Source organism: Salinicola sp. (genome assembly GCF_982684285.1).
In genome coordinates, this window is sequence record NZ_CEXLVS010000169.1 from 1 (window position 1) to 9,197 (window position 9,197).

Sequence of the window (9,197 nt, forward strand, 5' to 3'; positions counted from 1 at the left end):
GCCCATCGCTGCTGCCATGCTGCCGGTCTCCAACCGTCTGCCGGACGGCTCTCCGCTGCAGACGGCCAGCGCCGAGCAGTGGCACCCGCTGTTCCAGGAGATCGCCGAGGCCGGTTTCGATCACGTCGATCTCTCCGACAACTGCTTTCGTCCCGGCGACATGCCGGACGACCAACTGGACGCTCTCGCCAGCGTGATCAAGTCGGCGCGCCTGAAACCCAGTTCGATCTCGGTGGTGCGCTCGAGCGTGATCGACGAGCACCATGGCGACGACCATCTGGCCTACAGCCACCGCGCGCTGGAGGCCGCCGCCAGACTCGGCATCGGTACCGTCTCGATCGGCCTGCACCGGCCACTGACCGAGGCCCAGCGGCGACAGCTCTGGTTCTGGACCGTGGCGGGTCACCGCGACGATCCCGACGATCGGGCGCAGTGGCAGAAGGCGGTGTCGCGAATCCGTGAACTCGGCCAGCACGCCGCCGAACTCGGTATCGTGCTGTCGCTGGAGATGTACGAGGATACCTATCTCGGCAGTGCCGATTCGGCAGTGACCATGGTCGAGGAGATCGGCCTGGCCTCGGTGGGATTGAATCCGGACATCGGCAACCTGATCCGGCTGCACCGCCCGGTGGAGCCTTGGCTCGATGCCATGCGCAAGGTGCTGCCGTGGTCGAATTTCTGGCATGCCAAGAACTACATGCGCGACGAGGACGCCGAACGAGATCATTATGTCGCCTTCCCCGCGCCGATGGAGAGCGGCCTGATCGATTATCGCCAGACGATGAAGCTCGCCGTCGAGGCCGGCTTCCGCGGGGTGATCTGCCTGGAGCAGTATGGTGGTGACGGCCTCAGCGTCTGCGCCGCCAACCAGCGCTATCTACGCGACCGGGTCCTGCCCGCCTGTCGTCACGTCACGCCGGGCGCCAGTCGGGTCAGGCAGCCGCGCCGAGACTGACGCCCCGCCACTCACCTCGCGGGCAGCTATGCTGACGCCAACCGGTTGCCCACGAGGTCCGCATGAACGCCAGCCATCTCGAACACGCCATCATCGCTGTCGCCTTTCAATGCCTGCTGTGGCCACTGGTCGGTCGCTGGGTGGGTGGATCGTTGATCGTCGCGGTGTTTCTCGGGCGCGAGATCGCCCAGCACGAGTATGCCGGCGGGGGGCCGAACGCGGTCGGCTATTTCTACGGAGTGGTTCACCACTGGTCGCTGGATTCGAGCGTCGATGTCCTCTCCCCGGCTGCCGCCTGCATCCTGCTGGCGCTGATCGTCCCCGGCAGCCCGTTGTGGCGAACGCTGCAAGCCCGGCGAACGAATGCCGTCGGTCGCGGTCAACCGTGAACAGATCTCCAGGAGATATTCCATGGGACTTCGCTTTCGTCGCGTGCTGCGGCTGGCCCCAGGGCTACGGATTCGGCTCGACGGCCAGGGTCCGACGCTCTCGATCGGCCCCCGCGGCGCCAACCTGAATGTCAGCCGGCGCGGCATTCACAGCCATGCGGGCATCCCCGGATCCGGCATCTATCACCGGCAAGCTTTATGGAAACGAACATCGCGGACGGGAAAAGCGGACAAGCATCGAAAAAAACCCGGCCCGTAGGCCGGGCAAGTACGCAGGGGATAGTCCCCGGCGCCATTATCGATCGGCGGGCGCGCCCCATCAGGTTGAATTGTCTCGTCAATCCGAGGGAGATTGCGCCAGCGACCGGCTACTCGCCCAAGGCAAATTCGAGCCCCATGTCGACATGCAGCGCGGTCGTGTCATAGAGCGGCAGGTCGCAATCCTGCTGCCGGAGCAGCAGGGCAATTTCCGTACACCCCAGAATCACGCCCTGCGCGCCCTGGGCCTGGAGCCTGGCGACGATCTCCCGATAGACTTGCCGCGATGGTTCGGTGATTACGCCATGAACCAGTTCCTCGAAGATGATCCGATGAACGCTGTCCCGATCTTCCCGGGTCGGCACCAGGCAGGAGATGCCATGCTCGTCGAGCAGTCGGCCCCGATAGAACTCCTGCTCCATCGTGAAGCGCGTCCCCAGCAAGCCGACCTGCTCGACCCCGGCGGCACGCAATCGTGAACCGGTGCCATCGGCAATATGAAGAAAGGGGATGCTCAGTGCCGACTCGATCGCGTCAGCCACCTTGTGCATGGTGTTGGTCGCCAGCAACAGGCACTCGGCGCCTGCGGCCTCGACCTGACGGGCCGCCAGCGCCAACTTGTCCCCTGCCTTGTCCCAATCGCCACTTTGCTGCAGCGCCTCGATCTCGGCTAAGTCGACGCTCACCATCGCGATCCTCGCCGAGTGATACCCGCCGAGGCGCTCGCGCACGCCCTCGTTGCGCATGCGGTAGTAACTCTGGGTGGACTCCCAGCTCATGCCGCCCAGTACACCAATGGTTTTCATCCCGACCCCCGCGTGGCCTCTCCTCGAGACTTTAATCATACCGTCTTTGGATCGTGACGGGGCTCGACGACACCGGGGAATGCTCGGCTTTTCCTTTCCCCCAGGGCCCTATTCCGGATATGAAAAAGCCGGCTACTCGAGCCGGCTGATTCAGAATTCGTGGCGGACCACGCGTGATAGCGATGAGAACCATGTCTACTCCATAGCCCTCTGTGCCCCTCGAAATAGGCATAAGGACACGGCAGAGATGGCTGCCACAACCAAGAGATGTTCGCGTCGCGCCCCATTCGATCGTTCGCCAGAGAAGAGACCGGTCACGAAAGCGGCCATTTTTTCATTGGCCAAGCAAGAGCTTTGTCTTCGCGCGTCCTTTGCGCGGAGCTGTCCGTCCGGCACGCAATGGAGTTGGACAGCGCGGGCGACCGACGGAATATTGGCTTGAATTCAGGCTGTCCGCATCGCGTCGGTGTCTCGCGACCTGGATGATGGGTTTTCACGAGGCCCCTTTTGAGCGGCATTTCGGAATTTTTGCGGGGAGTTGCCCGTCATGCGTTTGAAGGCATTGCTGAAGGCGCTTTCGGACGTATACCCAAGCGATCCGGCGATCGCCGCCACGGGGGTTTCCTCCTCACGCAACGCGCGTTCCGCCAGCCGCATGCGCCACTCGGCGAGGTAAGTCAGCGGCGGGACCCCCGCCACTGCCCGGAAGTGGTTGGCAAAGCTCGTTCGGGACATGGCGCACGTCCTGGCCAGGTCTTCCAGGTGCCAGGAGCGACCGGGCTCGCCATGCATCAGGCGCAGGGCCGGAGCAATTCGCGGGTCCGCCAGGGCCCGCAACCACCCGGCAGGCATGTGGTCGGACGTTTGCAGGTGGGCACGCAGGATCTGGATGAAAAGCAGTTGCGCGAGCTGCGCCGTTGCGAGCTGTGCTCCGGGCAGATCGCCAGCCCGCTCCTCGACAAGCTGGTCGAGAAGCCATCGAAACGCCGTCGCTTGCGCAGATGCGGCCGGCACATGAATCCACGCCGGCAGGACATCCTTCAGAAGCCGCCCACCGACGGGATCGAGCAGCACATGACCGCCGATATGCGCAAAGTCCTGGCCATCGCCAAGTTGTGTGGTCGATCGTCCGGCCCCTGAGAACAGCGCCATCGCATCGAGCGGTTCGACATCCGGAGCACTGGACAGAACGAAAGACCGCGGCGCCGTCAGAAGCCCCACGTCTCCGGTTTCGAAATGAATGGGCGCGGCCTCGCCCTCGATGCTGACCCAGCAATGTCCCTTCACGACCGCGAAGAACTTGATCTTGTCCGGCGCCGGGAAGCGGATCGCCCAGGGGCCGCCCGCCGTGAAGCCGCCCGTCACCAGGGATTCGGCGTTTGTGAACTTCAGGATCTCGGAGAAAGGATCAGTACTCATATTTGAACTATCGCGCAAGTAATACGGATTATCAAGCATTCAAAGTCCGGCACCCGCGCCTTAAGCTAGTGCAACAAACCTTGCAATCCGGCGGCAACGCATGGCTGCAGGGCATTGTCGAGCCTCGCTGTGCATCGCAGGCATTGACCAAAGCCAGATCATCAGGAAACGATTTTCATGACATTGAGCAAACGACGCCTTGGCAATCAGGGGCTGGAAGTCGGCGCGGTCGGCCTTGGCTGCATGGGCATGAGCCAGTCCTATGGCCCGGCGGACGAAGCGGAATCGATCGCGACCCTGCACCGCGCCGTGGAACGGGGTTGCAATTTCTTCGACACCGCCGAGGGCTATGGTCCTTATACCAATGAGGAACTGCTCGGCCGGGCATTCAAGGACCGACGCGACAACGTGATTCTCGCCACCAAGGTCGGCTTCCGGTTCGAGAACGGCCGTCAGGTCGGAGCCGAGACCGACAGTCGCCCCGAAGCGGTCCGCGCCGCGGTGGAGGGCTGCCTCCAGCGGCTACAGACCGACCATATCGATCTGCTCTACCAGCACCGCCTCGACCGCAAGGTGCCGATCGAGGAATTCGCCGGGGTCGTCGGCGACCTCGTGCGCGAAGGCAAGGTGCGCTACCTCGGTTTCTCCGAGATCGGCGCCGCCAATCTGCGCCGTGCGCATGCCGTGCATCCGGTCTCCGCGCTGCAAAGCGAATATTCGCTATGGGAGCGCAATCTGGAGCCGGACATCATGCCCGTTCTCGAGGAACTGGGAATCGGCCTCGTGCCCTTTTGTCCGCTCGGCCGCGGTTTTCTCGCCGGCGGCGTCATGCGCGCGGAGGACTATCCCGAGGGCGACACCCGCCGTATCGATCCGCGCTATCAGGGTGAAAACTACGATACCAATGTGAAGGCGGCGCAGATCGTGTTCGACATGGCCGAGGCCAAGAGCGTCAAGCCGGGGCAGATCGCGCTCGCCTGGCTGCTGCACAAGGGCGATCACATCGTGCCCATTCCCGGTACCAAGCGGCGCACGCACCTCGAGGACAACCTCGCCGCCGATGCAATCCGCCTCACCGCCGATGACATGCGCGCGCTCGACGATGCGCTGGTGGCGGGAACGATTGCCGGCAATCGCTATCCCGACTTCGTCATGGCGACGATCGATCGCTGAACGCTTCCAAGGCAACAAACCCGCCGCGCGCCTTTCCAAAAAAGTGATGAGACATGACTGAGATGACAACGCTACCCACGACGAGACTGGGCCAACACGGGCCGACCGTCGGCCTTCAGGGCCTCGGCTGCATGGCCATGGCGACCGGCTATTACGGTCCGACCGACGGCACGGAATCCTTGGCAACGCTGGAGCGGGCGCTGGCGCGCGGCGTCACCCTGTTCGACACCGCCGACATTTATGGTGAAGGCAGGAACGAGGAATTCATCGCGCCCTTCATCCGCGCGAACCGCGACCGGGTGACGCTCGCCACCAAGTTCGGCATCAACCGCTTCGGTCCCGCGATCGACCAGGTCAGGATCGAGAACCGTCCTGAATATATCCGGCGGGCGGTCGATGGATCGCTGCGCAGGCTGGGGATCGAGGTGATCGATCTTTATTACATGCACCGCCGCAATCCGGCGGTGCCGCTGGCGGAATCCGTCGGCGCGATGGCCGATCTCGTCAAGGAGGGCAAGCTGCGCTTCCTCGGCCTCTCCGAGGTTTCGGCGGACGAACTGCGCGAGGCCCACGCCGTCCATCCGATCACGGCATTGCAGACCGAATGGTCGCTGTTTTCGCGCCATGTAGAGGACAGCATCGTTCCCACCGCCGCCGAACTTGGGGTGGGCTTCGTGCCCTATTCGCCTCTGGGCCGGGGGCAGCTGACCGGCCGGGTCGATCCCGGCGGTTTCGACGAGAAGGACGTGCGCAAGCTGTATGACCGGTTTGTCGAGGACGACAATGCCCGCCTGGTCGAGGCGATCAAGGCGATTGCCGCCCGATACGACGCGACCGCGGCGCAGGTCGCGCTGGCGTGGCTGCATAGCCGTTCCAAGGTGTTCGGGCTCTCGGTGGTGCCGATCCCCGGTACGCGCAAGCCATCGCGGCTCGATGAGAATGTCGGCGGCGCGCAGCTGGTGCTTTCGGATCCCGATCTGGCGGAACTGGGAAGCCTGGCCGATCGCGTGAAGGGCAGCCGCGACATGGGCCGCCCCTCGGATCGGACCTGATGGAGATCGACATGACCGACAAACCGGTGCTCGTCACCGGCGGCACCGGGTTCATCGCCCAGCACTGCATCATGGCGCTGCTGGACGCCGGCTACGCCGTGCGCACGACGGTGCGGTCGCTTTCGCGCGAAGCGGAAGTACGCGGCCACCTCAAGACCGGCGGCACCGAACCGGGCGAACGCCTGACGTTCGTGGTTGCCGATCTCACCAGCGATGACGGCTGGGCCGAGGCGGCCGCGGGCTGCGCCTATGTCATGCACGGCGCCTCGCCGACGCCCTCCGGCGATCAGACCCGCGATGAGGACTGGATCAAGCCGGCCGTCGACGGCAATCTGCGCGTCCTGCGCGCCGCCCGGAACGCCGGCGTCAAGCGTGTCGTGTTGACCTCGGCTTTCGGAGTGATCGGCGTCGGACACAAGCCGGGCTATCCTCGGCCGTTCAAGGAGACGGACTGGAGCGACCTGAGCGGTAACGTCGCGCCGTACCAGACGTCGAAGACGTTGTCCGAACGCGCGGCCTGGGATTTCGTCGCGCGCGAAGGACGGGGGCTTGAACTCTCCGCGATCAATCCGGTCACCGTTCTCGGCCCGGCACTTGGCCCTGATTATTCGCACTCCATCCGCCTGATCAAGAACCTGCTGGACGGGCAGCGCGGATGCCCGAAGATCCATTCCTGCTTCGTCGATGTACGCGACGTGGCCGACCTGCAGCTGCGCGCCATGACCGACCCCACCGCCAGTGGCGAACGCTTTCTGGCCACATCGGGCGACAGCCTGTGGATGGTCGAGGTCGCACGGGTGTTGCGGCGGCGGATGGGCCATGCCGCGAGCAAGGTGCCGACGCGGGTGCTGCCCAACTGGCTGGTGCGCCTGGCCGCGCGCCGGAACCCGGCATTGAAGGGAATCGTGCCGATGCTCGGCTACAACATGAACGCCTCGGGCGAAAAGGCTCAGCGCCTGCTCGGCTGGCAGCCGCGCTCCCCGGAAGAAGCCATCGTCGCCACCGCCGAAAGCCTGGTCCGGCTGGGGCTGGTCGAAAACTGATGGAACAAAACGGGAGCATCACATGACACGGACCTGGCTGGTAACCGGCGCGTCACGTGGCTTCGGCAGGGCCTTGTGCGACGCCATCCTCGCGGCCGGCGACAACCTCGTCGCGACCGCGCGCAATCCCGACCAACTTACCGATCTGATGCGCGAGCATGGCGCTCGCGTGCGAACGGCGGCGCTCGACGTCACCGATCCGGCCGCGGCGGAGAATGCTGTGCAGCTTGCCGTATCGGCGTTCGGGCGGCTCGACGTGCTGGTCAACAACGCGGGCTACGGTGATGTCGGCTCGGTCGAGGATACCTCACTGGACAGCTTTCGCCGCCAGATCGAAGCCAACCTGTTCGGCACCATCATCATGACCAAGGCGGCCATCCCGCATATGCGCCAACAACGCGGCGGCCATATCGTCCAGTTCTCCTCGGTCGGCGGGCGGCTTGGCGCGCCGGGACGGGCGGCCTATTCGGCGGCCAAGTGGGCCGTCGAGGGTTTCTCGGAATCGCTCGCCCGGGAAATGAGCCTGATCGGTGTCCGCGTCACCATCGTCGAGCCCGGCGGGTTCCGGACCGATTTTGCCGGATCCTCGACCACCATCGATGCCGGACGGCCGGAATATGACGCGGTCGTCGGCGCGACGGCGCGGATGCAGCGCGACTATGATGGCAAGCAGCCCGGCGATCCCCGCAAGGGTGCGCAGGCCGTTCTCCGGGCCGTGGCGTCGGATGATCCGCCCCTCCGTCTGGCGCTCGGCAAGGATGCGGTTGCCGCGATTACGCAGGCCGGGCGCGCACGGAGCGTCGAACTGGAGAGATGGAAGGAACTCAGTGTTTCAACCGACTATGCCTGATGTCTTTCCTCGTCGACGCGGACCGCCGCTCCGGCCTTGGCCTCCCGAGGCGAAACACCAAAGAGCTCCCTGAACGCCCGGCTGCACGACGTGCGCGAACGCCAGCCATTGTCCTCGGCGATGATCGCGATCGGACGGTCGGTCCGCAGGATTTCGGCGCGGATGCGGAACAGGCGCCAGCGCGCCACATACTCCATTGGCGTCAGCCCGGTCCGCCGCCGGAAGATGTCGGCAAACGACGAGCGCGACATGCCGGCTTCGGCGGCGAGGCGGCCGACGCTCCAGTCCTCGGCGATTCCGGCATGAAACGCACGCAAGGCGCGCCCGAGACGCGGATCGGCAAGCCCCGCGAGCCAGCTAGGCGTCCGATCCCCGGTCATGGCCAGATAGGCGCGCAGCGCCTGCACCAGCAATATGTCGGCGAGCCGGGCGACGATCAGGTCTTCTCCGGTGGCGTTGGCGCCCACCTCTTGCCCCAGAAGAGAGAGCGTGGTTCGCAAGGGTGCCGCGACTGGAGAGTCGGCGGGAATGCGAATGGCGGGCGGCAAGGCCAGGCGCATCCACTCGGCGCCGGTTTCGTCAAAGGTGAAGCGCCCGCCGATAACGATCTTGTCCGGCGCACCATCGCCAAACCGCACCACGCCATCCGGATCGCGATGACTGGCGAAATAGGCTTCGCCGTCGATCTCCGGATAATCGCCGGTCCGCGAGGCATAGGGCGCGCCGTCGGTCAGCAGGTAGCAGTCGCCTGCCTCCAGATGAAGGGCCGGCCCATTCGAAGGGCGCAATTCCAGCCGGCCACTCAGCAATGCCCCGAACTTCAGGTGCCTGAAGGCTGGAAAGCGCATGGCATAACCGCCCCGGCTTTCGAAGCGCACCGGCGTTGCGCCGGAGACGCGCATCGCGAAAAGGATATCCGAGAGCGGATCACGCATTTCTGGACCTTAGGATACATATTTCGGAAATTATGTGGTTTTTTGTCCAGGAAGGCACGCTTATATTGAAACGGTCAACTACAGGAGTCTCGATCATGCAATACACGCAGCTCGGCCGCACCGGCACCTTCGTCTCGCAGCTCTGCCTCGGGACCATGACCTTCGGCGGCACGCTGGAGGGCACCGGCGGCATCGGTGGTCTCGACCGCAAGGCGGCCGGCGAGATTTTGGGCACGGCGCTCGATGCCGGAATCAATTGCATCGACACCGCCGATGTCTATAGCGGCGGCCAGTCCGAAGCATTTCTGGGCGATCTG

11 protein-coding genes are annotated in these 9,197 nt (G+C 64.6%); 8 read left to right on the plus strand and 3 right to left on the minus strand.

Features of this window, described 5'->3' with window-relative positions; all coding sequences use genetic code 11:
- The 3 genes from AC3AYF_RS14330 to AC3AYF_RS14340 form a co-directional block, all read left to right on the plus strand.
- The coding region (locus tag AC3AYF_RS14330; RefSeq protein ID WP_487779900.1) for a sugar phosphate isomerase/epimerase family protein at positions 1–955 on the plus strand (955 nt) is incomplete at its 5' end.
- 62 nt (positions 956–1,017) lie between these two features.
- Positions 1,018–1,344 carry a hypothetical protein gene (locus AC3AYF_RS14335; protein ID WP_295036770.1) on the plus strand — a complete coding sequence of 109 codons (327 nt, stop codon included), beginning with the start codon at positions 1,018–1,020 and terminating at the stop codon, positions 1,342–1,344.
- 22 nt (positions 1,345–1,366) lie between these two features.
- Positions 1,367–1,603 carry a DUF4236 domain-containing protein gene (locus tag AC3AYF_RS14340; protein WP_295036769.1) on the plus strand — a complete coding sequence of 79 codons (237 nt, stop codon included), beginning with the start codon at positions 1,367–1,369 and terminating at the stop codon, positions 1,601–1,603.
- A gap of 109 nt (positions 1,604–1,712) precedes the next feature.
- On the opposite strand, the gene AC3AYF_RS14345 is transcribed toward AC3AYF_RS14340, so the two are convergent.
- Both AC3AYF_RS14345 and AC3AYF_RS14350 read right to left on the minus strand, forming a co-directional pair.
- A complete protein-coding gene (locus tag AC3AYF_RS14345) occupies positions 1,713–2,408 on the minus strand; it encodes an aspartate/glutamate racemase family protein (RefSeq protein ID WP_487779901.1) in 696 nt (231 codons plus the stop codon).
- Positions 2,409–2,852: 444 nt separating this feature from the next.
- On the minus strand, positions 2,853–3,866 hold the full coding sequence (locus AC3AYF_RS14350; RefSeq protein ID WP_295036766.1) for an AraC family transcriptional regulator: 1,014 nt from the start codon (positions 3,864–3,866) through the stop codon (positions 2,853–2,855).
- Positions 3,867–4,004: 138 nt separating this feature from the next.
- On the opposite strand from AC3AYF_RS14350, the gene AC3AYF_RS14355 reads away from it, so the two are divergent.
- The 4 genes from AC3AYF_RS14355 to AC3AYF_RS14370 are packed head-to-tail and all read left to right on the plus strand — an operon-like array spanning position 4,005 to position 7,945.
- The gene (locus tag AC3AYF_RS14355) at positions 4,005–5,000 is read left to right on the plus strand and encodes an aldo/keto reductase (RefSeq protein ID WP_295036764.1); all 996 of its coding nucleotides are present in this window, start codon (positions 4,005–4,007) and stop codon (positions 4,998–5,000) included.
- Positions 5,001–5,053: 53 nt separating this feature from the next.
- Entirely contained in the window at positions 5,054–6,052 is a 999-nt protein-coding gene (locus AC3AYF_RS14360) for an aldo/keto reductase (protein ID WP_295036763.1), read from the plus strand.
- An 11-nt stretch (positions 6,053–6,063) separates the two neighbouring features.
- Complete coding sequence (locus tag AC3AYF_RS14365; protein WP_487779902.1) at positions 6,064–7,095, plus strand: SDR family oxidoreductase; 1,032 nt, start codon at positions 6,064–6,066, stop codon at positions 7,093–7,095.
- A gap of 22 nt (positions 7,096–7,117) precedes the next feature.
- Positions 7,118–7,945, plus strand: coding sequence for an oxidoreductase (locus tag AC3AYF_RS14370; protein ID WP_295036759.1), 828 nt, complete (start codon positions 7,118–7,120; stop codon positions 7,943–7,945).
- Here AC3AYF_RS14370 and AC3AYF_RS14375 read toward each other — a convergent pair.
- On the minus strand, positions 7,936–8,880 hold the full coding sequence (locus AC3AYF_RS14375; RefSeq protein ID WP_295036757.1) for an AraC family transcriptional regulator: 945 nt from the start codon (positions 8,878–8,880) through the stop codon (positions 7,936–7,938). The genes AC3AYF_RS14370 and AC3AYF_RS14375 overlap by 10 nt on opposite strands.
- A gap of 95 nt (positions 8,881–8,975) precedes the next feature.
- On the opposite strand from AC3AYF_RS14375, the gene AC3AYF_RS14380 reads away from it, so the two are divergent.
- Positions 8,976–9,197, plus strand: a 222-nt coding sequence (locus tag AC3AYF_RS14380; RefSeq protein ID WP_487779903.1) for an aldo/keto reductase, incomplete at its 3' end; no start/stop codon positions are given.